This window comes from Stutzerimonas tianxiuensis (assembly GCF_053470365.1).
On the sequence record NZ_JBPVWS010000006.1, the window covers coordinates 172,451 to 196,439 of the forward strand.

A 23,989-nucleotide genomic window follows, 5' to 3' on the forward strand; every position below is an offset into this window, starting at 1 on the left:
AATCAGGTTCCTTGCGAGCTTTCACGAGCTAGGCGTCGTTCCGCCGCCTGTTTCTGCAGGATATGTCGTGCAAGCAGTTGTCGCTGTGCATCAGTCAGCGCTTCGAAGGACGTTCCGATCGCAAATTGCCCGCTCTCGAGGGCTTGGCAGCTCGCCACGCGTGCGGTTAGCAACATACCCAGGCCTTGGGGCATCAGCGCCAGTTTCAGCAGCCAGGTCGAGCCCACGTCAAGCGGTTGGTCGTTGACGAAACTGATGCCGCCTTCTGACAGTACGGTGGCGCGTGCAGGCCCGAGGTCTTGCAGTAGATCCTGAGCGAGCGCCTGGCCAATCAAGTCGATACGCTTGTTCTGTACCTTGAGGTAATTGGCCAGAGTACGGTTGCCTTCGGCTATCTGACGCAGCAGATGCTGTGCTTCGAAGTCTAACTGGTGAAGTTCGCCGAGCAATGCGAACCGTTGCGTCGAACCCGCGCCTGAGACTGTTTCGGCGTGTTCCGGCGGCAGGATTTCCAGTGCGATCATGTCCTCGATACGATAGTATTCGCGGCGATCATCAGTGTCTTCTATGGGCATGTCGATCCCTGAGCTGCAGTGATGGCTTGAGTGTATCAGGCCGCTTGGCGTCGTCATTCAGCTTGTTATTTCCCGCCAGCGAAAGCGAACCCAACGATTTATGTTCAGACCGCTGTCCGTGTATATCGGGGCGCGCTACACACGCGCCAGACGTCGCAGCCTCTTCGTCTCCTTCATCTCCTTCACGTCCATGATCGGGCTGGCGCTCGGTGTGCTGGTCATGATTGTCGTGCTATCGGTGATGAATGGATTCGATCATGAAATGCGCAGTCGCGTATTGGGCATGGTGCCTCACGCTACCGTCGAAAGCTCAACCCCAATCGACGACTGGCGGACCGTGGCCAAGCAGCTCATGAAGCATCCTCAAGTCGCTGCTGTTGCTCCGTTCATACAGATGCAAGGACTGCTGACTCATCGCGGGCAGGTCAGCAAAATATTGATCAACGCTGTGGACCCGGTTATCGAGCCGAAAGTATCCATAGTGGGTCAATTCTTTCGTGAGGGTGCGTTGGCTGAGCTGGCGCCCGGTGAGTTCGGCATTGTTATCGGTGATAAGGCCGCCAGCACCTTGGGCGTAGCTGTCGGCGACAAGGTCACCTTCGTGGCCCCTGAGGTCACCGTTACGCCGGCTGGGGTATTCCCTCGCATGAAGCGATTCACCGTCCGCGGTATCTTTCATGTGGGGGCGGGCGAGATTGATGGTCATGTGGCCATGGCCAACATCTCCGATCTGGCACGACTGCATCGCTGGCAGCCGGATCAGGTTCAGGGGCTGCGCCTGCGTTTCGTCGATTTGTTCCAGGCCCCGCGCATTGCCTGGGAGCTGGCGGGCCAGCTGGGTGATGAGTTCTATTCGCGCGATTGGACCCGCACCCACGGAAACCTTTATCAGGCGATCCGTATGGAAAAGGCCATGATCGGCCTGCTGCTGCTGCTAATCGTCGCGGTGGCAGCCTTCAATATCATTTCGACGCTGGTGATGGTTGTGACCGATAAGCGTGGCGATATCGCGATACTGCGAACGCTTGGCGCGACGCCGCGGCAGATCATGGCGATCTTCATGGTCCAGGGCACCGTGATTGGTGTCGTGGGTACACTGGTGGGTGCGTTGCTGGGCATCTTCGCGGCGCTCAATGTCAGTAGCTGGGTCGCCGCGCTAGAGCGGCTGATCGGGCACAAGTTTCTCAGTGCAGACGTGTATTTCATCGACTATCTGCCGTCTCGACTGATGATCGTCGACGTGGTTCAGGTCTGCGCAGCAGCATTGATTCTCAGCTTTTTCGCCACCCTGTATCCGGCGTGGCGTGCGGCCCGGACGCAACCGGCCGAGGCGTTACGATATGAGTGAGTTGTCTATGAATGAACGGTCTGCGAACGAGGCTGCGGTACTGAGCTGCCGCAACCTGGGCAAACGCTACGAACAGGGACCGGAGTCGGTCAGTGTGCTTTCTGGTCTCGAGCTGGAGCTGTTTCCAGGCCAGCGGGTCGCTATCGTGGGTACTTCCGGTTCCGGCAAGAGCACGCTGCTCAACCTGCTTGGCGGGCTGGATACGCCTAGCGACGGGAGCGTCTGGCTGGCTGGAGAAGAACTCTCTGCGCTCAGCGAAAAGGATCGCGGCCTGTTACGTAATCGTGCGCTTGGCTTCGTCTATCAGTTCCATCATCTGCTGCCTGAATTCAGTGCTTTGGAAAATGTTTGCATGCCGCTGCTGATCGGCAAAACGCCGATACCGGAAGCGCGCAAGCGGGCCAGCGAACTGTTGCAGCGTGTCGGACTGGGCCATCGACTCGCGCATAAGCCTTCAGAGCTGTCCGGGGGAGAGCGTCAGCGCGTGGCGATCGCCCGTGCGCTGGCGAACCGTCCGGCGCTGGTGCTGCTCGATGAGCCAACCGGCAACCTTGATCACCATACTGCTCAAGGGATTCAGGATCTCATGCTGGAGTTGAGCAGCTCACTGCGTACGGCCTTTCTTGTTGTCACCCACGATCCGCAACTGGCGGGGCAGATGGATCACATATTGCGTCTGGAAGATGGTCGGTTGGTGGCTGGTTAATGTTCAGGCCACTCAGTATCTTCATTGGCAGCCGCTACACGCGGGCCAAACGTCGAAACCATTTCATTTCATTCATTTCTCTGACGTCCATGATTGGCTTGTCGCTGGGTGTGCTGGCGATGATCATCGTGCTGTCCGTCATGAACGGATTCCAGCGAGAAATGAGCAACCGCATCCTGGGCATGGTGCCGCACGCCGTGATTGCCGGTAACGGGCGGCCAGTGGATGACTGGCAATCGCTGGCCCAGCAGCTGCAGGAGCACCCCGGGGTGCTCGGCACGGCACCAATCACCCAGCTTGAAGGCATGCTTTCCTACAGGGGCTTGATGCAGCCGATTGAAATCAAAGGCATCGATCCAAAGGCTGAAAGTGAAGTGTCGATCCTTGGCACGAAGATGGTCGCTGGCAGCCTTGATGACCTTGAGCCTGGAGAATCAGGCGTGATCCTCGGGTTGATGACCGCGCGTCGCTTTGGTCTGAAGCTGAGCGATAAGATCACCCTTATCGTGCCTGAGCTCAGCGATGCGCCTGGCGGTATCACGCCACGAATGCAGCGCCTGAACGTCGTTGGGGTATTCAAAGTCGGTGCTGAGCTGGATGGCAGTCTGGCAATGATTCACCGAGCAGATGCCGCTCAGATTCTTCGTTGGCAGCCGAATCAGGTCGAAGGCGTCAGGGTCAGGCTGGCAGATCTCTATCGGGCGCCCCAGATCGCAAGCGAGCTTGTCGCCGGGCTAGGTGAGGGGTACCGCGGCGAGGACTGGTCACTTACCCAGGGCAGCTTGTTCAGTGCGATGAAAATGGAAAAGACCATGATCGGTCTGCTGCTTTTGCTGATCGTGGCGGTCGCAGCGTTCAATATCATCGCCACGTTGATCATGGTGGTCGCCGACAAACGAGCGGATATCGCGATTCTGCGTACCTTGGGTGCAACGCCTCGGCAGATCATGGCGATCTTCATGGTGCAGGGCAGCATCATCGGTCTGACCGGGACCCTGATAGGGACCGTGCTAGGGGTGATCGGCGCCATGAACGTGAGCGCTCTCGTATCCTGGCTGGAAAAGGTGTCGGGACAGCACATCTTCAGTTCGGATGTGTATTTCATCAGCACCTTGCCGTCTGAACTGCGGCTGCAAGATGTCTTGCTGGTCACCTTGGCGGCACTGCTGCTGAGTTTTCTGGCGACGGTCTATCCCGCTTGGCGGGCCGCGCAGACACAGCCGGCCGAAGCGCTGCGCTACGAGTAGGTGATGATGTCAGCGGCGGTCCATCTGCCGCTTGCGCCAACTGCGACCGACCCACCAGCGCCAGTAACTCTGCGTGGCTACGTAGCCTAGTATCGCTACTACGATTCCGACGACAAAAGAGCCGAGGAACAGGGGCTGCCAGTGGCTATCGAGCATCTGGCGCACCCAGGCAAGGCTGAGTTCCATCGGCATCGGGGAAACCGGCGTGTCCATCAGCCAGGCACCTACCTTGTAGTTGCAGTAAAAGACCGGCGGCATCGTCAGTGGATTGGTGAGCCAGACCAGACCCACGGCGATCGGCAAGTTCGCTCGTGCCGGCACGGCGCACAGCGCGGCCACCAGCATCTGCAACGGCATCGGGATCATGGCCCAGAACAAGCCAATGGCCATTGCCCTGGAAACTGAATGCCGATTGAGATGGAGCAGGTTGGGGTCGTGAGTCAACGTGCCGAGAAACCGCAAAGACTTGTGAGCCTTTAGACGGTCGGGGTGCGGCATGTAGCGTTTGAAAAAACGACGCGGCATGAAGGTTCTCTGGCGGGGTGAAGCGCGCTGATTATGCCTGAAACGAGACCCGGCGCTGAGAGGAGTTTGTGACATAAATTCTACACTGTGAGCACCGACAGGACGTCGGTCAGGCTATGGGGCGCGGCATCTGGGTTGTCCAGACGGGCCCGTCGCTGGAAAGGACTCCGGGAGATCCAATGCGTGCAGCGATGCTGGCGCTGGCAGCAGGCCTTCTGCTACTGCGTTTTTTACCGCAATTGCCGCCCGTCTCGGTGTTGCCATTCGTATTGGCGGCGGGGCTGGCCTTATTGCCGTTCCGCTGGCGAGCGGTCGGCTGCTTTCTCTGCGGGTTTGCGTGGGCCTGTCACAGTGCCCAGGACGCTTTGGACGACCGCCTTGCGGTCGAGCTTGATGGCCGAACGTTCTGGCTGGAAGGCATGGTAAGCGGTCTGCCGGATGTTCGCGGTGGTGTGGTGCGCTTTGAGCTGGTCGATATAACGTCCCGGCACAGCGGCCTTCCGTCCCGGCTTCGCCTTGCGTGGTACGGCGGTCCAGTGATGCAGGCAGGGGAGCGATGGCGGCTCGCTGCCAAACTAAAAAGGCCGCGAGGCTTGGTCAATCCTCATCCATTCGATTACGAGGCCTGGCTTCTGGCTCGGCGAATCGGTGCCAGCGGTACGATCAAAGCCGGAGAGCGCTTGTCGGCGGCTGAGGGGGAGCTGGCATGGCGCGACCAGCTGCGGCAGCGTTTGCTGGCGGTTGATGCTCAGGGACGCTCCGGCGCCCTCGCGGCATTGGTGGTAGGCGATGACAGCGGTCTCTCCACCGCCGACTGGCGCGTTCTCCAGGGCACCGGGACCGTTCATCTGATGGTCATCTCAGGCCAGCATATAGGCATGCTTGCCGGCTTGCTCTATGGCCTGGTCGCGTTGTTAGTGCGTTGGGGCGTCTGGCCGCGTCGAATCGCCTGGTTGCCCTGCGCTTGCGGTTTGGCATTGGCTGGTTCGCTTGGCTACGGTTGGCTGGCAGGCTTTGATGTACCGGTCCAGCGAGCGCTGGTAATGGTCACCCTGGTGCTTCTGTGGCGTTTGCGGTATCGGCAGCTCGGTGTCTGGTTGCCGCTATTGATCGCGCTCAATGGCGTCCTGCTTCTGGACCCGCTGGTCGGGCTGCAGTCGGGGTTCTGGTTGTCTTTTTTTGCAGTGGCGCTGCTTGCCCTGGTATTTCGTGGTCGGCTTGGCAGCTGGCGTTGGTGGCGCGCATTAGGACGCGCACAGTGGGGCATGGCTCTGGGTCTATTGCCGATCTTGCTGGTGCTTGGCTTGCCGGTCAGCCTGAGCGGACCTATCGCCAACCTCTTTGCAGTGCCTCTAGTCAGCGCGGTCATCGTACCCCTGTCGTTGCTGGGCACGGTCCTGTTATGGCTGCCAGGCGCTGGCGAGTCGCTGCTATGGATCGCCGGCGGGCTGTTGGCAATACTTTTTGACGTACTGCAGTGGCTTGCTGACTGGCAGCCCGCCTGGCTGCCGGCATCATTGCCAGTCTGGGCTTGGCTGCTGGTTGCGCTTGGAGTGCTGCTGACTCTGCTGCCCTCCGGAATCCCTTTCCGGGCACTGGGTCTGGTGCTTCTTCTGCCGTTACTGTTTCCTCCCACCAATGAGCCCCCGGATGGGCGGGCGGACATCTGGTTGCTCGATGTGGGTCAGGGGCTGGCTGTGCTGGTGCGCACGCATCAGCATGCGCTGCTGTATGACGCAGGCCCGCGATATGGTGACTTCGACCTCGGTGAACGGGTGGTATCGCCGTCTTTGCGCGCGCTCGGCGTCAGCGATCTAGATCTGCTGCTTCTCAGTCATGCCGATAGCGACCATGCGGGTGGCGCATCGGCGATTCAGCGACAGATGCCAGCTGGACGGGTAGTCAGTGGCGAGCTGGACGGACTGCCTGCTTCCTTAGGCGCCGAGAGCTGCCGCTCCGGCGAAGCCTGGGAATGGAATAGAGTCCGCTTCACGCTTTGGCAATCACCGCAGGCCATGGATGGAAATCAGGCCTCCTGCGTGCTGTTGATCGAGGCGAACGGCGAACGTTTGCTGCTCACCGGGGACATTGACGCGGAAACTGAGAATTTGCTGCTGGCGAGCGGCCTGCAGCTCGACGTCGACTGGTTGCTGGTGCCGCATCACGGCAGCCGCAGCTCCTCTTCCGCTGCATTCATCGAGGCAACAGGAGCCCAGCATGCGCTGGTCTCACGCAGCTTGCATAACGCATTTGGTCATCCTCATCCAGATGTGGTGCGGCGGCTGCAGGCGGCTGGAGCGCAGCTCCATGATACGGCTGAGCAGGGTGCAATGCGGATTCGCCTAGGCGGTTTCGAGCCTGAACGAGGATTACGTGCAGAGCAGCGATTCTGGCGGGAAAAATGAGAACCGGGGCCGTCGGCGGGCTGGCGGCCCTATGCTAGAGTGGCGCCACTTTTTCGAGGGGGATTCATCTCGTGTGGGAGCTGGTTAAAGCGGGCGGCTGGATAATGCTGCCAATCATCCTGTGTTCCATCGCGGCCGCCGGTATCGTTGCCGAAAGACTGTGGACGCTCCGGCCTAGTCGAGTGACTCCACCGCACCTGCTTGGCCGGGTATGGAAATGGATCAAGGACAAGAAGCTCAGCAACCAGAAGCTCAAAGAGCTGCGCGCCGACTCGCCGCTGGGCGAGATCTTGGCTGCTGGTCTGGCTAACTCCAAGCATGGTCGGGAGATCATGAAAGAGTGTATAGAGGAAGCAGCCGCGCGCGTTGTCCATGACCTGGAGCGCTACCTCAATGCCCTGGGTACGATTGCCGGTATCGCCCCGTTGCTCGGGCTTCTTGGTACGGTGCTGGGCATGATCGAAATTTTCAGTGCCTTCATGGGCTCCGGTATGGCCAACGCGCCGTTGCTCGCAGCGGGCATTTCCAAGGCGTTGATTACCACCGCAGCGGGTCTGATGGTTGGCATCCCGGCACTGTTCTTCCATCGCTTCCTCTTGCGCCGTGTCGAAGAGCTAGTGGTCGGCATGGAACAGGAAGCGATCAAGCTGGTTGAAGTGGTACAGGGTGACCGTGACGTCGACCTAGGAGAGGGCAAGGCGTGAAGTTTCGTCGCAAGGCGCGGGAAAACGTCGACATCGGCCTGGCCCCGCTGATTGATGTGGTGTTCATCCTGCTGCTGTTCTTCGTGGTGACGACTACCTTTACTCGCGAAACCCAGCTCCAGGTTGATCTTCCTGAAGCGGCGAGCGGTGTGCCACCGCAGGAAAGTGAGCAGAAGCGGCTGGAGGTTGTTATCGACGTCAATGGCAACTTCAGTCTCAACGGCAAGGCGCTGATCAAGCATGATCTGAACACCTTGATGGCGGCGCTCAGCAAGGAATCGGGCGGCGATACGAGTTGGCCGATGATCATCAGTGCCGATGGCAAAACTCCGCACCAGGCGGTTATTACCGCCATGGATGCGGCCGGGAAGCTGGGCTTCGCGCATCTGCGCATCACTACCGTTGAGGCCCAACCGGAGCCCTAATGTCCTTTGCTGATCGCCTCCAGCGGGCCTGGTACGAAGGGCATCCTGCCTTGGCGCTGCTCGCACCACTGGAAATGCTCTACCGGCGCGTGGTGACCGATAAGCGGAAGCGGTTCATGGATGGTTTGAGCGACTGCTATCGCTCGCCGGTGCCTGTGGTGGTGGTTGGCAATATCACCGTTGGCGGCACCGGCAAGACCCCCTTGATTCTCTGGCTCATCGAGCACTGTCAGCGACGGGGCCTGAGAGTTGGTGTCGTCAGCCGTGGTTACGGTGCCAGGCCACCCGAGTATCCGTGGCGAGTTGAGCCCGAACATTCGGCGGCCGAGGCTGGCGACGAGCCTTTATTGATCGCGCAGCGGACAAACGTACCGGTGATGATCGATCCTGATCGCTCCCGCGCGGTTCGTAAATTGCTTGAACTCGAGTCGCTGGATCTGATTCTTTCCGATGATGGGCTGCAGCATTACCGGTTGGCTCGCGACCTGGAGCTAGTCCTTATCGACGCGGCGCGCGGTCTGGGTAACCAGCGCTGCCTACCCGCAGGCCCACTGCGAGAGCCACTGGAGCGACTAGACTCGGTCGATGCGGTGCTGGTCAACGGCACGCTGACGGACAGTCCCTCTGGTTTTGGATTCGCCCTACAGCCATCAAAACTCATCGAGCTAAGCACTGGGCAGGTCAGGTCGCTCGATCATTTTCCGTCGGGCCAGCAGATGCACGCAGTTGCTGGAATAGGCAATCCACAGCGTTTCTTCGCCACGCTTGAGGCGCTACACTGGCGACCGATTCCGCATGCCTTCGCCGATCACGCCCGCTATAGCCTGGAGCAGCTGAGTTTCAGTCCAGAGCTACCCTTGGTGATGACCGAAAAGGATGCGGTCAAATGCCGGGCTTTCGCGCTGCCAGGCTGGTGTTATCTCCAAGTTCAGGCCGAGCCTTCCGCAGCGTTCGTCGCCTGGTTTGATGCCCAGCTGGACAGTTTGCTGCCGCCCGTTCATCTCTAAGTCGCCCGATCTGCCTGGTGCAGTCGGCTGCACCCAAGGACTGCGCCATGGACACCAAACTGCTCGATATCCTTGCCTGCCCGCTCTGTAAGGGGCCGCTGAAGCTGGCCGATGACAAGTCCGAACTGATCTGCAAGGCCGACGGCATGGCCTTTCCGGTCCGGGATGGCATTCCGGTGATGCTCGAAAGCGAAGCCCGCACCCTTGACGTGGATGAGCGTCTGGACAAATGACTAACGCTTATACCGTCGTGATCCCGGCGCGTTACGCATCCACCCGCCTTCCAGGCAAACCCCTGCAGGACATTGCTGGTAAACCCATGATCCGTCACGTATGGGAGCAGGCCTGCAGGAGCGGCGCGCAGCGGGTGGTGATCGCCACGGACGATCAGCGCATTCTGCAGGCTTGCGAAGGCTTCGGTGCACACGCATTGCTGACCCGGGTCGACCATAACTCGGGTACTGATCGGCTTGCCGAGGTGGCGGACAAGCTGGGTCTTGCGGCTGATGCGATAGTTGTCAACGTACAGGGCGATGAGCCATTGATCCCACCGTCGGTGATCGACCAGGTTGCGTTCAATCTGGCTGCGCACCCCGAAGCGGCTATCGCCACACTGGCGGAGTCAATCAGTGATCCGCACGCGCTCTTCAACCCGAACGTAGTAAAGGTGCTGAGCGATATCAATGGCCTCGCACTGACCTTCAGCCGTGCGCCGTTGCCGTGGGCTCGTGACGAATTCGCGCGTGATCCTGATGCGCTTCCGAGCGATGTTCCGTACCGTCGGCACATCGGCATCTATGCCTACCGCGCTGGGTTCTTAGCTGACTTTGTGGCTTGGGGCCCATGCTGGCTGGAGAATACCGAGTGCCTCGAGCAGTTACGTGCGCTATGGCACGGCAAACGCATCCACGTCGCCGATGCGGTCGAGGCACCTCCGGCAGGGGTCGATACCGCCGAAGACCTCGAGCGAGTTCGCAAGCTGCTTGGTGCTTAACGTGAAGGTCCTGTTCGTTTGCATGGGCAACATATGCCGATCTCCCACCGCTGAGGCGGTGTTTCGCAAATGCGTAGAGAAGCTCGGGATGGATGACCGAGTCACCGTCGATTCGGCTGGAACCGGTAATTGGCATGTTGGCAAAGGGCCAGACTCGCGTGCTTGTACGGCGGCCGCGAGGCGAGGCTATGACCTCACGGCGCTACGGGCGCGCCAGGTCTCCGTGGACGATTTTCAGCATTTTGATCTGATACTGGCGATGGACCAGGATAATCTGGATCGGCTGCATACCATGCGTCCTGCAGCCTGCAATGCAGAGCTTGACCTGTTTCTGCGTCGATACGGATTAAGCAAGGATGCCGTCCCTGATCCGTATTATGGCGGCGAGGACGGTTTCGAGCAGGTGCTCGATCTGATTGAGGATGGCGCTGCCCAATTGCTCAATGAGATCAGAGGGCGTCAATGAGCCTTCAACTCGAACAGGGTCGCTCCCTCAAGGCCTTGAACACCTTTGCTGTCGAAGCCCGTGCTACCTACTTCACTGAGGCGCACGACGATCAGGCAGTAATCGAAGCGATCTATGAAGCCCGCCGCCTTGATGTTCCGCTATGGATACTGGGTGGAGGTAGCAATCTGGTATTGACCGGGGACGTAGACGCCCTGGTGCTGCGCATGGCGAGCCGCGGTGTTCGAGTCCTCGAAGATGACGGCAAGCGGGTAGTGATCGAGGCGGAGGCTGGCGAGCCCTGGCATCCATTCGTGTTGCGTAGCTTGGAGCTGGGGTTGGCTGGACTGGAAAACCTCAGCCTGATCCCCGGTACGGTGGGTGCTGCGCCAATCCAGAATGTTGGCGCATACGGTGTCGAGATCAAGGATGTCTTCGCTGGGCTGACCGCACTGGACCGCCAAACAGGCAATCTGGTTGAGTTTGATCTGGATACCTGCGAATTTTCCTACCGCGACAGCCTGTTCAAACGTCAGGCCGGACGCTATGTAATACTTCGGGTGCGATTTGTGCTTCGCAGGGCTGCGGTGCTCAGTCTCGAATATGGCCCCCTCCGGCAGTGGCTGCAGCAGCACGACGTCCACTCACCGACACCTACGGACGTCAGTCGCGCAATCTGTTCGATTCGTAGTGAAAAGCTGCCGGATCCCAGGGTCCTCGGAAATGCTGGCAGTTTTTTCAAGAACCCATTGATTCCTCAATCGACTGCTGATGCCTTGCTAGCGCAATACCCCAGCCTGGTCGCGTTTCCGCAGCCCGACGGGCAGGTCAAGCTCGCCGCCGGCTGGCTAATCGAGCGCGCAGGCTGGAAAGGCTATCGGGAAGGGGATGTGGGTGTTCATAGCCTGCAGGCTTTAGTGCTTGTCAACTACGGTCAGGCGACCGGCCAACAAATCCTTCATCTTGCTGAAAAGATCCAGGCTGACATCCTGGAGCGTTTCGGAGTGCGGTTGGAAATCGAGCCGAATGTCGTCTGACCTAGACTTGGTTAGGCTGCTCTGTATCCAGTCATTGCATTCCTAACCGCAGCCGTTAGTCAGCCACTCTGCAGCTATCTGTGTGCCCGGCGAAGGCGCAGCACGGCGTCACTTAAATGATCGTCGCCTACAAAAAAGGGATGCCGAAGCATCCCTTTTTGCATTGCCGAGTTTGTCAGTCTTTACGCTTGTCGGCGTCCTGCTGGTTGGTTTCCTCGGATGCATCCGCACTAGCTTCAGCAGCGGGCTTGATCGCATCTACTTGAGGCTGTAGCGGTTCGGCGACAGCCTGTTCGGCTTCTGCTTCGACCAGCGGGGCTTCCGGCTTCTGAGCAGCCTCAAAGCTTTGCTCCGCGTTGTCGTTTGCGGTGCTGACCGGTTGCTCGGTGGCTGGATCGCTGTCCGGCTCAGTGACAACGATTTCAGGGCTTGCCAGCTCTGCCGGCGCTTTGGCTTCGGTCGATGCTTTGGTTTCAGCTTCAGCTGCTTCCTTAGCCAGACGCTCTTGCTCCAAGCGGCGACGACGCACCTCACGTGGGTCGTTGGGCGCACGACCGCCTGTGGTCACGGTTGGTGCTTCAGCCGCTGCAGCGCTCTGCACAGGCTCTTCGGCGACTGGTTCGGCTACAGCTTGCGCTGCCTTGGGCTCGGGCTCGCTTGCCGATTTCTGCGGCTCGGTGGCTTCGCGTGGCGCAGGGGTTGGCCTGGCTTCTGCCATAGCAGATGTCGCGGCTCCGTCTTCCAGCGTTCCAGTGGCATCGGCCGGCTTGTCGGAATCGGTGGTCTCAGGAGCTTTGTCAAAGGCCTCGGATGGCAGAGATGCTTCCGTTTCCTTTGTTTCTGTCTGAGCCTCAGTAGGCGCGGTTTCTGTGTCGGCGGTGTTTGCCGCAAGAGCGGCGGCAGTCGCGGCGATAGCCACCTGCTCTGACTTCACCGGCGCATTGCTTTCGCTGACTTCGGCGTTATTGGTCTGCGCTTCGTCGTCAATCTCGTTGCCGTTGGCATCGCGTTGACGGTCGCGACGATTGCTGCGGCGACGCTGACCACGCGAGCGGCGGCGAGGACGATCGCTACCTTCGGATGAGTCCTGCTCCTCCTGGGAGTTCTCCGCAGTTTCGCTTTGCTGTTCTTCAGCGCTCTCGGCTTGTTCTGTCCGAGGTTTACGTTCTTCGCGGGGCGCACGAGGCTTGCGCTCAGGGCTTTCTTCACCGGCCGTTGCTACTGGCTCGGTTTGGGTAGAGTCATCGAGCGGTGCGCGCAATTCGCGCTTGCGCTCTTCTCGCGGCTGCCGCTCCTCGCGTGGAGTGCGTTCGCGACGTGGCTGCTGCTGTGGCTGCGCGTTGCTTTCGCTGACTTCTACTGGCTCGCGGGGTTCGCGTGCTTCCCGCGGCTTGCGGTCCTCACGGGGCGGACGCGGCTGACGCTCTTCGCGAGGCTGGCGGTCTTCGCGGGGGGCACGCTCTTCGCGAGGTTTGCGCTCTTCGTCGCGATTACTGCGTGAGTCACGGCGACGGTTCTGCTGGCGTCCGCTACGACGTTCATCGTTACGCTGTGGACGGCTAGCAGCGGCTGGCTTCTTCTCAACTTCGGCAGCGGGTGCTTCCTGCTTGCCGGCGAAGAGGCCGACCAGAGACTTGACAAGCCCCTTGAACAGGCTTGGCTCCTGAGCGGCTGGTGCGGGCAGCTCAGCGGGCGCTTCGACAGGCGTCGGCGCAGGCGCCGTGCGCTGCGGTGCGGTTTTGACAGCTGCTTCCTGGCGAACCAGCGTGCGCGTCGAACTGACTGGCTGGGCCTCCTCAACCTCGGTTGGGCTCATTTCATAGCTGGCCTGGCCGGCAATGATCTCTGGGCTATCGTCGCGTAGACGCTGCACTTCGAAGTGCGGGGTCTCCAGGTGATCGTCTGGCAGGATGAAAATGCGCGCTCGGCTGCGCAGTTCGATCTTGGTGATGGCGTTGCGCTTTTCATTAAGGAGGAATGCAGCAACCTGGAACGGCACGCGCGCCCGAACCTCGGCGGTACGGTCCTTGAGGGCTTCTTCTTCGATGAGGCGCAGGATAGCCAGTGACAGTGATTCGACGTCGCGAATGATCCCTTGGCCATTGCAGCGAGGGCAGACGATGCCACTTGTTTCGCCGAGCGACGGACGCAGGCGCTGACGGGACATTTCAAGCAGGCCGAAGCGCGAAATGCGACCAACCTGAATGCGTGCACGATCGGCCTCGAGTGCTTCGCGAACTTTCTCTTCAACGGCGCGCTGGTTTTTCGCCGGGGTCATGTCGATGAAATCGATGACGATCAGGCCGCCGATGTCGCGCAGGCGCAGCTGGCGGGCGATTTCTTCGGCCGCTTCCAGATTGGTCTGCAGGGCGGTTTCTTCGATGTCGCCGCCTTTGGTGGCGCGCGCCGAGTTGATGTCAATGGACACCAGTGCTTCGGTCGGATCGATAACGATGGAACCACCGGACGGTAGCTTCACTTCGCGCTGGAAGGCCGTCTCAATCTGGCTTTCGATCTGGAAGCGATTGAACAGCGGCACACTGTCTTCGTACAGCTTGATTTTGCTGGCGTACTGCGGCATGACCTGCTGGATGAAGGAGAGGGCTTCGTCCTGGGCTTCGACGCTATCGATTAACACTTCGCCGATGTCCTGGCGCAGGTAGTCGCGGATGGCGCGAATGATGACATTCGATTCCTGGTAGATCAGGAAAGGAGCGGGGCGATCCTGGGAGGCTTCCTTGACGGCGGTCCACAGCTGCAACAGGTAATCCAGGTCCCATTGCATTTCTTCGCTGGAGCGGCCAAGGCCTGCGGTACGAACAATCAGGCCCATGTCGGCCGGAACGTTGAGGCCATTCAGCGCTTCGCGGAGTTCGTTGCGCTCTTCACCCTCGATGCGACGGGAAATGCCGCCGGCGCGGGGGTTATTGGGCATCAGAACAAGATAGCGCCCGGCAAGGCTGATAAAGGTGGTCAGGGCTGCACCCTTATTGCCACGCTCTTCCTTTTCGACCTGGACGATCACTTCCTGACCTTCGCTCAAGACTTCCTTGATGTTGACGCGGCCTTCTGGCGCCTTCTTGAAGTACTCGCGGGAAATTTCTTTGAGAGGGAGGAATCCGTGGCGGTCAGCGCCAAAGTCGACGAAAGCCGCTTCGAGGCTGGGCTCGACGCGGGTGATCTTGCCTTTGTAGATGTTGGCTTTCTTCTGTTCGCGGGCACCGGATTCGATATCGAGATCGAACAGGCGCTGGCCGTCGACCAGTGCGACACGCAACTCTTCAGGCTGAGTTGCGTTAATTAGCATTCTTTTCATGTAGTACCGTCGGTTTCCAGAGCAACGGAAACGGCGTTTCGGCACACACGACTCTCGCGGTCGGTGTCAGGTGAGTCAGGAATGGTTGTAAGGCACTCCAGTGTCCAGCGATTTGAGGCCAGTTGGGCCAGCGTCGCGACGACGTCTCCTGCTTGCTGTCGGAACAGAAGCAATGGTTCGGGAGGAGGAATCAGCCAGCGGTAGCGGACGGAATGAAGCGTCTATGAAAGCCTTTGCTACGCAATCCGAGGGCTGTACATCTCCACCCAACACTCATACTTTGAAAATCGGGTGCCGCTCGCAGAATCCGGGAGCGGGTTATCGATTATCGTGATTCCCCATCGGGGGCACGCATCATGTCTTCAAGGCTTGTTTCGGAACTTGTGCTACTTGAGAAAAGCTCCGTTGGACGGCCTCACGTCCTCAAACATTGCTGGGTCGGAAATGGCGGTTTCGCTGGCATTCCCCAACCTGTCCGCTTTTGGCGGCGCCTGGACTATAACAGCAATGTTTAAGTGCTTCAAATAAGGGAAAATTGATATCATCCGCGGATGACCAATACCCCCTCTCAGACCTCCGGCGTGCAAATGCTCGAGGTCTCGCCGGAGCTTGCCGGCCAGCGCATCGATAACTTTCTCCGTACACAGCTTAAAGGTGTGCCCAAGACCTTGATCTATCGCATCTTGCGCAAGGGCGAGGTGCGGGTTAACAAAGGACGTATCAAGCCTGAGTACAAGCTCCAGGCAGGTGATGTCGTGCGAGTGCCGCCACTCAGATTGCCCGAGCGGGACGAGCCAGTCCCGCTCGCGCAAGGCCTTCTTGAGCGCCTTGAGGCGGCAATAGTCTTCGAAGACAAAGCATTGATCGTGCTGAACAAGCCGGCTGGTATCGCTGTGCATGGCGGCAGTGGGCTCAGTTTCGGAGTGATCGAGGCCCTGCGTCAGCTGCGCCCGGACGCAAAGGAATTGGAGCTGGTGCATCGCCTGGATCGAGATACTTCTGGGCTGCTGATGATCGCGAAGAAGCGCAGCATGCTGCGTCACTTGCATCTGCAATTGCGCGGTGATGGTGTCGACAAGCGTTATATGGCGCTCGTGCGGGGGCGCTGGGATACGGGCAAGAAACAAGTAAACGCCCCCCTGCTGAAAAACACGCTGCGTTCAGGTGAGCGGATGGTGGAGGTCACCGACGAGGGCAAGGACGCCCTGACGCTTTTTCGAGTGCTCCGCCGTTTTGGCGACTTCGCTACGCTGGTCGAGGCCAAGCCAGTAACCGGGCGTACGCATCAGATTCGCGTGCATGCCCGGCATGCCGGACACAGCATCGCCGGCGACAGCAAGTACGGGGATGAGGAGTTTTCTGCGGTTATTCGTGACCTGGGTGGCAAGCGCCTGTTTTTGCATGCCTACGCGCTCAAGGTGCCTTTGCCCGATGGTGGCGAACTGAGTCTGGAGGCGCCGGTCGATGAGGTCTGGGCCCGGACGCTGGAGAGGCTTGGTGAATAACTACCAACTGCTGATCTTTGATTGGGATGGGACATTGGTGGATTCGATCGGGCGTATCGTCGAGTCCATTCTGGTGGCTGCTACCAAGTGTGATCTGCCGCGCCTGGATGAGAACAGTATCAAGGGAATTATTGGCCTGGGGCTGCCAGAAGCGATAGCTGTGCTGTATCCAGGCGAGACGGACAGGAAGCTGGTAGAGGCGTTTCGTCGTGCCTACGCCGATCATTATCTGGCCTTGGAGTCTGAGCCGTCGGCGCTCTATCCGGGAGTGGCGACGGCTTTACAGCACTTTCGTGATCAAGGGCACCAGCTTGCCGTGGCGACGGGTAAAGGGCGGCGCGGGCTGGATAGGGTGCTGGCAGGGCAGGGCTGGAGTGATTTCTTCGATGTAACCCGTTGTGCCGACGAGACGGCCAGCAAGCCGGATCCGCTCATGATTCATGAGATTCTTGAGCACTGTGGCGTCAGTCCCGAGCGCGCCCTGATGATCGGGGACTCGGTTTTCGATCTGGAAATGGCTAGGCGAGCCGGCGTAGACAGTGTTGCGGTGTCCTATGGCGCGCAGCCTCTCGAGGTGCTGCTGTCGTGTTCGCCGCGCATGGCTATCAATCATTTTTCGGAGCTCGGTGAATGGCTGTGCTCTGCTGCTGGTCCCGCTGAGGTGGTTGCATATGTCGGATGAATGGGGAAGGCCTGTGAGCGAGTCCAAGGAAGACGGTAACAGCTGGAAGCTGTTGGAGAAGACACTGCTTGCTGGCGTGCAGGAGCAGCGGCGAGCTCGGCGCTGGGGGATCTTTTTCAAGCTGTTGACCTTTGTCTATCTCTTTGGGGCGCTGCTGATGTTCTCGCCTCTGTTGCAGATGGGTGACGGGAAGGCTGTCGGTGAGTCCCATACCGCGGTGATCAATGTCAGGGGGATGATTGCTGACGAAGAGGCGGCGAGTGCGGACAACATCGTCGGTGCGCTGCGCACAGCCTTCGAAGATTCGAATACCAAGGGAGTGGTACTGCGGATCAACAGCCCGGGCGGCAGTCCGGTGCAGTCCGGTTATATCTATGACGAGATCCGCCGGCTACGTGGCGAATACCCGGCGATCAAGGTCTACGCGGTGATCGCTGATCTGGGCGCCTCGGGTGCCTATTACATCGCCAGCGCCGCGGATGAAATCTATGCTGACAAGTCCAGTTTGGTTGGTTCCATCGGTGTCACGGCGGCAACCTTCGGATTTGTCGAGACAATGGACAAGCTGGGTGTCGAACGTCGGGTGTACACCTCCGGCGAACATAAGGCGTTTCTGGATCCGTTCCAGCCGGAAAAGCCAGAAGAAACCGAGTTCTGGCGAAATGTGTTGGCGACCACTCACCGGCAGTTCATCGATAGCGTGAAGCAAGGTCGTGGCGATCGACTGCAGGTCGCTGGGCATCCCGAGCTCTTTTCCGGGCTTATATGGTCTGGTGAGCAAGCGCTTGAGCTCGGCCTGATCGACGGCCTTGGCAATGCCAGTTACGTCGCGCGCGAAGTGATTGGGGAGGATGAGCTGGTCGACTTTACCGTCAAGGAGTCGCCTCTGGAGCGATTCACCAAGCAGCTCGGCGTCAGTATTGGTTCGCAGTTGGCCCTGTGGATGGGTTTCCAGGGTCCGCAACTGCGTTAATGGGCTGTCAGGGAAGTTCGAGTCCGGCGCTATTGAGCATGTCGACCAGTCGGATCAGGGGTAACCCTATCAGGCTGGTAACGTCTGGCCCTTCCGTGCTCCGGAACAAGCTGACCCCTAAACCTTCGGCCTTGAAGCTGCCCGCGCAGTCGTAGGGTTGCTCGGCCTGAAGGTAACGCTCGATCTGCTGGTCGCTGAGCGTACGGAAGTGGACAGTAAACCGTACGCAGTCGATCTGCGTCGTCCCGGTTTGGCTATCAAGCAGCGCCAGTCCAGTCAGGAAGGTGACGCTTTTGCCGCTGCAGGCCTGTAACTGCTGCTTCGCTCGCTCGAATGTGTAAGGTTTGCCGAGGATCTCCTCTCCAAACACGGCTATCTGGTCGGAGCCTATAATCAGATGCTGCTGGTGGGTTTGTCCCAATGCCCGAGCCTTCTCAAGAGCCAGTCGGCGTACAAGCTGTTCCGGTTGCTCACCAGGGTGTGCGGTTTCGTCTATCTCTGGAGAGCTACAATCGAACTCCAGTTGCAGGCGTGAAAGCAGTTCTCGTCGGTAGGGGGAGCTTGAAGCGAGAAGCAGGCGGCGCATTTTTCTTCCTTTTATATAGGGTGCCGATTGGTGGTCGGATTGGCTCGATTGTGCGGCTGAATTCCTTTGACAGTCGAGGGGCGCATCCCTAGAATGCCGCGCTTATGTTGAAAGGACCAATACCTCCGCACGTAGATCCGCGCAAGCTCGCTGACCGAGCGGCTTCCCTGAAGGGTGAGCTGCAATTGTCTGGGCTGAAGCGGCTCGTCGATCCTCTTGAGGACGATAAGGGTGTGGTGCGCGCCAGTTTTGATTTTGGGCGCGACGAGCAGCGCACTGTGGTCATTCACAGTGATCTGGACGTTGAGGTCACGATGATTTGCCAGCGCTGTCTGGAGCCGGTTGTTCTGCCTATTCACAGCGAGTGCGATTATGCCGTCGTGAATGAGGGTTCGAGCAGCCAGCACCTGCCCAAGGGCTATGACGTGCTGGAAGTGGGAGAGGATCCTCTGGATCTGCTGGCGCTGGTTGAAGAGGAGCTTCTGCTTGCTCTTCCGATTGTTCCACTCCATGACCCAGAAGTTTGCCAGCCGCCGGCTGGGCCTGATGAGCCCGAGCCGAGTGAGGACGAGGTATCGCGGTCCAACCCGTTCAGCGTACTGGCTCAGTTAAAGCGTGACCCAAACGTTTAGGAGTTGATCCCAATGGCTGTTCAGCAGAACAAAAAATCCCGTTCCGCCCGTGACATGCGTCGTTCGCACGACGCGCTCGAGCCGAACGCCCTGTCCGTAGAAAAGAGCACAGGTGAAGTTCACCTGCGTCACCACGTTTCCCCGGAAGGTTTTTACCGTGGTCGTAAAGTGATCGAGAAGGGCGCTGACGAGTAAACCTTGTCTGCTCCGGTCATAGCGATCGATGCAATGGGTGGGGACTTCGGTCCCCACTGCATTGTTCCAGCCAGTGTCCAATGTCTGGCTGAAGTCCCCTCGCTGCATCTGGCCCTGGTTGGCCAATCCTCCATACTTGAAGAAATCATCGCCCAGCATCCAGCTGTCGATCGCGCTCGCCTAACGATTGTCGATGCCGATGAGGTAATCGGCATGGATGAGCGGCCGGCGCAGGCGTTGCGTGCCAAGCCGCGCTCGTCCATGCGCGTCGCTTTGGAGATGGTGCGTGATGGTCAGGCGCAGGCGTGTGTCAGTGCCGGAAATACCGGAGCGCTGATGGCGCTTGCTCGCCAGGTATTGAAAACCCTTCCTGGGGTCGACCGCCCTGCAATGGTGACTGCTATTCCCACGCTAAAGGGGCCGTGCCTGTTGCTTGACCTCGGGGCGAACGTGGACTGCACTGCCGAGCAGCTCTATCAGTTTGCGGTAATGGGGTCGGTTGCGGCGGAAAGTCTCGGCATCGAGCGGCCGCGAGTTTCGTTACTGAATATAGGTACAGAAGAGATCAAGGGGAACCAGCAGGTCAAAGCGGCGGCGGGGCTGTTGCAGCAGGCTGGCTGTATCAATTATCAAGGCTTTATCGAAGGTGATGGTCTGTTTCGCGGCGAGGCAGATGTGGCGGTGTGCGATGGCTTTGTTGGCAATATCCTGCTCAAGTCCAGCGAAGGCCTGGCTCAGATGATTACACTGCGCGTCGAGACGCTTTTTCGCCGCTCGTTTGTTTCACGTCTCGTGGGTGCGCTGGCGCTGCCGCTGTTGCGTCAGTTGCGGGCCGACCTGCGGCCGGCTCAGTACAACGGTGCCAGCTTCCTTGGGCTTCAGGGTATTGTCGTAAAAAGCCATGGTGCCGCGGGGGCCGAAGGTTTCCGGTCAGCAATAGGTCGTGCTGCTCAGGACCTGGAGCGAAATCACCCAGCGCAATTGCGCGGTCGTCTCGAACACTTGCTTGTGACTGGTCGGTCCGCAAGCGACCCTGGCGATGTGACTGCTGTCGATCGCTCGCCATCCAACTGAAATTCGCTGCGCCCTCGTGCGTATTCTTTCCCGACGAACAACCACAAGAGAGTCGTTTCATGTCTGCATCACTTGCATTCGTCTTTCCAGGCCAGGGCTCCCAAGCCCTTGGCATGCTTGCCGAGCATGGCTCACAGCAGTCGCAGGTCATCGACACCTTCGCCGAGGCCTCGTCTGTGCTGGGTTACGATCTGTGGGCGCTTTGCCAGCAAGGCCCAGAGGATCAGCTCAACCAGACTGACAAGACTCAGCCGGCCATTCTGACCGCCTCAGTTGCTTTATGGCGTTTGTGGCTGGCTGAGGGCGGTGCGAAGCCGGCATTCGTTGCAGGTCACAGTCTGGGCGAATACTCGGCGCTTGTTGCTGCGGGCAGCCTTCCGTTTGCTGACGCGGTGAAGCTCGTTGAGTTGCGGGGTCAGCTGATGCAGCAGGCCGTTCCTGCCGGCACCGGCGGTATGGCGGCGATTCTGGGGCTGGATGACGCAGAGGTGCTGGCGGCATGTGGCGAGGCGGCGCAGGATGAAGTAGTCAGCGCAGTCAACTTCAATGCACCTGGCCAGGTCGTGATTGCCGGCAATGCGGCAGCGGTCGAGCGAGCCATTGAGATCTGCAAATCCAAAGGCGCCAAGCGCGCCATGCCGCTGCCGGTTAGCGTGCCCTCTCACTGCGATCTGATGCGGCCGGCGGCCGAGCGTTTTGCCGCGGCAGTCACCGGTGCAGCCTGGCAGGCGCCGGAAATTCCGCTGGTGCAGAATGTAAGCGCGGCAATCGTTTCGGATCTCGACACCCTCAAGCGTGATTTGCTGGCTCAGCTCTATAGTCCGGTTCGCTGGGTCGAAACTATTGTTGTGCTGAGTGAGCGTGGTGTGACCGGTTTGGTCGAGTGCGGTCCCGGCAAGGTGCTTTCCGGCCTTAACAAGCGCTGCGTCAAAGGCGTCAGCACCTACAATCTGGACACCCCCGAAGGTTTTGCTGCCGCCCGTGGCGCAGTGCTCTGAACAAGGAGATATATATGAATCTGCAAGGCAAGGTCGCACTGGTAACAGGCGCCAGTCGTGGTATTGGTCAGGCTATCGCGCTTGAGCTCGGTCGTCAGGGTGCTATCGTGATCGGCACGGCGACCTCTTCTTCGGGCGCTGAGCGCATTGCCGAAACGCTCAAAGAGAACGGCATAGAAGGAGCTGGGCTGGTATTGGATGTCACTAGCGATGAGTCTGTGGCCACGACGCTGGAGCATATTCAGCAGCACCTGGGGCAGCCAGCTATTCTCGTAAACAACGCTGGCATCACGCGTGACAACCTGATGCTGCGGATGAAGGACGATGAATGGCATGACGTTATCAACACCAATCTCAGCAGCCTGTACCGTCTGACCAAAGGTGTCTTGCGTGGTATGACGAAGGCGCGCTGGGGACGAATTATCAGCATTGGTTCCGTGGTGGGTGCCATGGGCAACGCTGGACAGGTAAACTACGCTGCGGCCAAAGCCGGACTTGAAGGTTTCAGCCGGGCGCTAGCCCGTGAAGTCGGCTCGCGCGGCATCACGGTCAATTCCGTGGCGCCGGGTTTCATCGATACAGACATGACGCGCGAGCTTCCCGAAGCCCAGCGTGACGCACTGCTGGGGCAGATCCCGCTGGGTCGTCTTGGGCAGGCGGAAGAGATTGCCAAGGTCGTTGCCTTTCTAGCTTCTGACGGCGCTGCCTATGTCACCGGAGCTACGGTTCCGGTGAATGGCGGTATGTACATGAGCTAATGTGACGCCAAACGCATGTATGCAGTCATAACGGCTGATTAGTTTCGTTATAAAACTGTGGTTGGTTTATAGACAGATGGTTGAAGGCAGGTTCATGCTTGCCCGCTTTCAGCTTGAAATGCGGAAAACGCTTTCTATACACTACCGCGCAGACCAGCTGCCTGATTTTTCCATAGGAGTGAAAACAAGGTATGAGCACCATCGAAGAACGCGTCAAGAAAATCGTTGCCGAGCAACTTGGCGTCAAGGAAGAGGAAGTTACCAACAGCGCTTCCTTCGTCGAAGACCTGGGTGCCGACTCCCTTGATACCGTTGAGCTGGTGATGGCTCTGGAAGAGGAATTCGAGACCGAAATCCCGGACGAGCAAGCCGAGAAGATCACCACTGTTCAAGAAGCTATCGACTACATCAACGCGCACGCGCAGTAAGTCGTAGTCCTGCTTCGAACCAGTAAGCCGCACTGCCTTCAATGGGCAGTGCGGCTTTTGTTTGAGTTAGCTGAATGCAGTGGGTCGTGCCTATGGCCGACATCTGTGAAGGCGACTCTCTGTCCTCGCAGATGCTAGCGGAACAGGGCGAGTCGAATGAATGCAAGGAGAATTGCTGTGTCGCGTAGACGCGTCGTAATTACCGGTATGGGCATGCTATCGCCGCTGGGTAACGATGTGCCAAGCAGCTGGCAGGGGATTCTCGCCGGCCGCAGTGGTATCGGCCTGATAGAGCATATGGACCTTGCCGCCTATTCCACTCGCTTTGGTGGATCAGTCAAAAATTTCGATGTCGAGCAATACCTGCCTGCAAAAGAGGCTCGTAAGCTCGACCTTTTCATCCAGTACGGATTGGCGGCCAGTTTCCAGGCGGTACGTGACTCCGGACTGGAAATTACCGATGCCAATCGCGAGCGCGTCGGCGTCGCGATGGGCTCAGGCATCGGTGGCCTGACCAATATCGAGAACAGCTGCAAGGCGTTGATCGAACAAGGGCCTCGCCGAATCTCGCCCTTTTTTGTGCCAGGCTCGATCATCAACATGGTGTCGGGTTTTCTGTCGATCCATCTGGGCCTGCAGGGCCCTAATTACGCCATCGCTACGGCTTGTACTACGGGTACGCATTGCATCGGCATGGCCGCGCGCAACATCGCTTATGGCGAAGCTGATGTGATGATTGCCGGTGGCTCGGAAATGGCGGCCAGCGGACTTGGCATCGGCGGGTTCGCGGCGGCGCGCGCATTGTCTACGCGTAATGAAGATCCGGCTTCAGCTAGCCGCCCATGGGACAAGGACCGGGATGGCTTTGTGTTGTCCGACGGTTCAGGCGCGCTGGTATTGGAGGAGCTTGAGCATGCCAAGGCTCGCGGGGCAAGGATCTATGCCGAGGTGATTGGTTTCGGCATGAGCGCGGATGCATTTCACATGACTTCGCCCCCTGACGATGGCGCGGGTGCTGCACGCTGCATCCGTAACGCGATTGTGGACGCACGGGTCGACCCAGCTCAGGTTGACTACATTAACGCTCATGGCACCTCAACACCGGCCGGCGACAAGGCCGAAGCCGCTGCGATCAGAACGGTATTCGGCGATCACGCATACGACCTGTCGGTGAGCTCGACCAAGTCAATGGTCGGTCATCTGCTTGGCGCGGCTGGCGCTGTTGAGGCGATTTTCAGCGTGCTTGCTATCCGCGATCAGGTAGCGCCACCGACGATCAACCTTGATGAGCCTGGCGAGGGATGCGACCTCGATTTCGTTCCGCACGAGGCCAAACCGCGGACAATCGATATCGCAGTCTCTAACTCCTTTGGTTTTGGCGGCACCAATGGATCGCTGGTGTTCCGCCGGTTCGCCGAGTGAAG

25 protein-coding genes are annotated in these 23,989 nt (G+C 59.1%); 21 read left to right on the forward strand and 4 right to left on the reverse strand.

Translation table 11 applies throughout. The features are described from left to right. Window positions 1-2 precede the first annotated feature (2 nt). A complete protein-coding gene (locus tag ACSSNI_RS10095) occupies window positions 3-575 on the reverse strand; it encodes a PilZ domain-containing protein (protein ID WP_148924672.1) in 573 nt (190 codons plus the stop codon). Window positions 576-675: 100 nt separating this feature from the next. On the opposite strand from ACSSNI_RS10095, the gene ACSSNI_RS10100 reads away from it, so the two are divergent. The 3 genes from ACSSNI_RS10100 to ACSSNI_RS10110 are packed head-to-tail and all read left to right on the forward strand — an operon-like array spanning window position 676 to window position 3,876. Continuing rightward, window positions 676-1,923, forward strand: coding sequence for a lipoprotein-releasing ABC transporter permease subunit (locus ACSSNI_RS10100; protein ID WP_200637719.1), 1,248 nt, complete (start codon window positions 676-678; stop codon window positions 1,921-1,923). A gap of 7 nt (window positions 1,924-1,930) precedes the next feature. Beyond that, window positions 1,931-2,629 (forward strand): lipoprotein-releasing ABC transporter ATP-binding protein LolD, encoded by a 699-nt coding sequence (gene lolD, locus ACSSNI_RS10105; protein WP_102834824.1) that lies wholly within the window; start codon window positions 1,931-1,933, stop codon window positions 2,627-2,629. Further along, entirely contained in the window at window positions 2,629-3,876 is a 1,248-nt protein-coding gene (locus tag ACSSNI_RS10110; RefSeq protein ID WP_200637721.1) for a lipoprotein-releasing ABC transporter permease subunit, read from the forward strand. The genes lolD and ACSSNI_RS10110 overlap by 1 nt, the downstream gene beginning before the upstream one ends. Window positions 3,877-3,885: 9 nt before the next feature. Here the strand turns inward: ACSSNI_RS10110 and ACSSNI_RS10115 are convergent, their stop codons facing one another. Then, window positions 3,886-4,401: a DUF2062 domain-containing protein gene (locus tag ACSSNI_RS10115; protein ID WP_102834822.1), complete on the reverse strand. Its 516-nt coding sequence runs from the start codon at window positions 4,399-4,401 to the stop codon at window positions 3,886-3,888. A 179-nt stretch (window positions 4,402-4,580) separates the two neighbouring features. On the opposite strand from ACSSNI_RS10115, the gene ACSSNI_RS10120 reads away from it, so the two are divergent. From ACSSNI_RS10120 to murB, 8 genes are all read left to right on the forward strand, one after another. Continuing rightward, on the forward strand, window positions 4,581-6,806 hold the full coding sequence (locus ACSSNI_RS10120; protein ID WP_200637723.1) for a DNA internalization-related competence protein ComEC/Rec2: 2,226 nt from the start codon (window positions 4,581-4,583) through the stop codon (window positions 6,804-6,806). 71 nt (window positions 6,807-6,877) lie between these two features. Then, a complete protein-coding gene (locus ACSSNI_RS10125; RefSeq protein WP_200637724.1) occupies window positions 6,878-7,510 on the forward strand; it encodes a MotA/TolQ/ExbB proton channel family protein in 633 nt (210 codons plus the stop codon). Continuing rightward, on the forward strand, window positions 7,507-7,935 hold the full coding sequence (locus ACSSNI_RS10130; protein WP_102834820.1) for an ExbD/TolR family protein: 429 nt from the start codon (window positions 7,507-7,509) through the stop codon (window positions 7,933-7,935). The genes ACSSNI_RS10125 and ACSSNI_RS10130 overlap by 4 nt, the downstream gene beginning before the upstream one ends. Beyond that, complete coding sequence (gene lpxK / locus ACSSNI_RS10135) at window positions 7,935-8,942, forward strand: tetraacyldisaccharide 4'-kinase (protein ID WP_200637725.1); 1,008 nt, start codon at window positions 7,935-7,937, stop codon at window positions 8,940-8,942. The genes ACSSNI_RS10130 and lpxK overlap by 1 nt, the downstream gene beginning before the upstream one ends. A gap of 47 nt (window positions 8,943-8,989) precedes the next feature. Continuing rightward, window positions 8,990-9,175, forward strand: coding sequence for a Trm112 family protein (locus ACSSNI_RS10140; protein WP_102834818.1), 186 nt, complete (start codon window positions 8,990-8,992; stop codon window positions 9,173-9,175). Then, complete coding sequence (kdsB, locus tag ACSSNI_RS10145; RefSeq protein ID WP_200637726.1) at window positions 9,172-9,936, forward strand: 3-deoxy-manno-octulosonate cytidylyltransferase; 765 nt, start codon at window positions 9,172-9,174, stop codon at window positions 9,934-9,936. The genes ACSSNI_RS10140 and kdsB overlap by 4 nt, the downstream gene beginning before the upstream one ends. A 1-nt stretch (window position 9,937) precedes the next feature. Further along, window positions 9,938-10,402, forward strand: a complete 465-nt coding sequence (locus tag ACSSNI_RS10150) for a low molecular weight protein-tyrosine-phosphatase (RefSeq protein WP_200637727.1) — start codon at window positions 9,938-9,940, stop codon at window positions 10,400-10,402. Then, window positions 10,399-11,418 carry a UDP-N-acetylmuramate dehydrogenase gene (murB, locus tag ACSSNI_RS10155; protein WP_200637728.1) on the forward strand — a complete coding sequence of 340 codons (1,020 nt, stop codon included), beginning with the start codon at window positions 10,399-10,401 and terminating at the stop codon, window positions 11,416-11,418. The genes ACSSNI_RS10150 and murB overlap by 4 nt, the downstream gene beginning before the upstream one ends. Before the next feature lie 175 nt (window positions 11,419-11,593). On the opposite strand, the gene rne is transcribed toward murB, so the two are convergent. After that, complete coding sequence (gene rne / locus ACSSNI_RS10160; RefSeq protein ID WP_200637729.1) at window positions 11,594-14,734, reverse strand: ribonuclease E; 3,141 nt, start codon at window positions 14,732-14,734, stop codon at window positions 11,594-11,596. A gap of 551 nt (window positions 14,735-15,285) precedes the next feature. On the opposite strand from rne, the gene rluC reads away from it, so the two are divergent. The 3 genes from rluC to sppA are packed head-to-tail and all read left to right on the forward strand — an operon-like array spanning window position 15,286 to window position 17,894. Then, entirely contained in the window at window positions 15,286-16,239 is a 954-nt protein-coding gene (gene rluC / locus ACSSNI_RS10165; RefSeq protein ID WP_200637731.1) for a 23S rRNA pseudouridine(955/2504/2580) synthase RluC, read from the forward strand. After that, window positions 16,232-16,921 (forward strand): HAD-IA family hydrolase, encoded by a 690-nt coding sequence (locus ACSSNI_RS10170; protein ID WP_200637733.1) that lies wholly within the window; start codon window positions 16,232-16,234, stop codon window positions 16,919-16,921. Before rluC ends, ACSSNI_RS10170 begins: the two co-directional genes overlap by 8 nt. Then, window positions 16,911-17,894 carry a signal peptide peptidase SppA gene (gene sppA, locus ACSSNI_RS10175; RefSeq protein ID WP_148924681.1) on the forward strand — a complete coding sequence of 328 codons (984 nt, stop codon included), beginning with the start codon at window positions 16,911-16,913 and terminating at the stop codon, window positions 17,892-17,894. The genes ACSSNI_RS10170 and sppA overlap by 11 nt, the downstream gene beginning before the upstream one ends. 7 nt (window positions 17,895-17,901) lie before the next feature. Here the strand turns inward: sppA and ACSSNI_RS10180 are convergent, their stop codons facing one another. Continuing rightward, on the reverse strand, window positions 17,902-18,480 hold the full coding sequence (locus ACSSNI_RS10180; RefSeq protein ID WP_200637735.1) for a Maf family protein: 579 nt from the start codon (window positions 18,478-18,480) through the stop codon (window positions 17,902-17,904). 104 nt (window positions 18,481-18,584) lie between these two features. On the opposite strand from ACSSNI_RS10180, the gene ACSSNI_RS10185 reads away from it, so the two are divergent. From ACSSNI_RS10185 to fabF, 7 genes are all read left to right on the forward strand, one after another. Next, window positions 18,585-19,112: a YceD family protein gene (locus ACSSNI_RS10185; RefSeq protein ID WP_200637737.1), complete on the forward strand. Its 528-nt coding sequence runs from the start codon at window positions 18,585-18,587 to the stop codon at window positions 19,110-19,112. A 12-nt stretch (window positions 19,113-19,124) separates the two neighbouring features. Continuing rightward, the gene (rpmF, locus tag ACSSNI_RS10190; RefSeq protein ID WP_200637739.1) at window positions 19,125-19,307 is read left to right on the forward strand and encodes a 50S ribosomal protein L32; all 183 of its coding nucleotides are present in this window, start codon (window positions 19,125-19,127) and stop codon (window positions 19,305-19,307) included. 3 nt (window positions 19,308-19,310) lie between these two features. Continuing rightward, window positions 19,311-20,381 carry a phosphate acyltransferase PlsX gene (gene plsX / locus ACSSNI_RS10195; RefSeq protein ID WP_200637742.1) on the forward strand — a complete coding sequence of 357 codons (1,071 nt, stop codon included), beginning with the start codon at window positions 19,311-19,313 and terminating at the stop codon, window positions 20,379-20,381. A 59-nt stretch (window positions 20,382-20,440) separates the two neighbouring features. After that, window positions 20,441-21,379 carry an ACP S-malonyltransferase gene (gene fabD, locus ACSSNI_RS10200; protein WP_200637744.1) on the forward strand — a complete coding sequence of 313 codons (939 nt, stop codon included), beginning with the start codon at window positions 20,441-20,443 and terminating at the stop codon, window positions 21,377-21,379. Window positions 21,380-21,393: 14 nt separating this feature from the next. Continuing rightward, window positions 21,394-22,137, forward strand: coding sequence for a 3-oxoacyl-ACP reductase FabG (gene fabG / locus ACSSNI_RS10205; RefSeq protein WP_102834806.1), 744 nt, complete (start codon window positions 21,394-21,396; stop codon window positions 22,135-22,137). Between the two features lie 191 nt (window positions 22,138-22,328). Further along, window positions 22,329-22,565, forward strand: a complete 237-nt coding sequence (acpP, locus tag ACSSNI_RS10210; RefSeq protein ID WP_003283670.1) for an acyl carrier protein — start codon at window positions 22,329-22,331, stop codon at window positions 22,563-22,565. Between the two features lie 177 nt (window positions 22,566-22,742). Then, window positions 22,743-23,987 carry a beta-ketoacyl-ACP synthase II gene (gene fabF, locus ACSSNI_RS10215; RefSeq protein WP_342405107.1) on the forward strand — a complete coding sequence of 415 codons (1,245 nt, stop codon included), beginning with the start codon at window positions 22,743-22,745 and terminating at the stop codon, window positions 23,985-23,987. Window positions 23,988-23,989 lie beyond the last annotated feature (2 nt).